Annotated in this window: 1 protein-coding gene; it reads right to left on the bottom strand. The window is 71.5% G+C overall.

Annotation, left to right across the window (positions count from 1 at the left end; genetic code table 11):
• On the bottom strand, window positions 1-253 hold a 253-nt coding region (locus tag RMT89_RS44370), incomplete at both ends, for a sigma 54-interacting transcriptional regulator (protein ID WP_315889424.1).

Below are 253 nucleotides of genomic sequence, written 5' to 3'. Positions count from 1 at the left end.
CCACGAAAGGCCCCTGCGCGCGCGCCGACAGTACGTGCAGCGTGCGGGCGGCGAGCTCCTTGCCGGCGCCGGAGGGGCCGACGATCATGATGCGGCTGTTCGCCTTCGCGGCGCGCTCGATGGTCTGGCGCAGCTGGTTCATGCATGGCGAGTGGCCGACCAGCGAGCCGGAAACCGGCGCCAGCTGCTTGAGCTCCCGCACCTCGCGCTTCAGCCGCGAGTTCTCCAGCGCCCGGGTCGCCACCAGGATCAG

This window comes from Streptomyces sp. P17 (genome assembly GCF_032436805.1).
Lineage (GTDB): Bacteria > Actinomycetota > Actinomycetes > Streptomycetales > Streptomycetaceae > Streptomyces.
The sequence above is the reverse complement of the archived record's forward strand: the minus strand, read 5'-3'. Positions and strand labels throughout refer to the sequence as shown.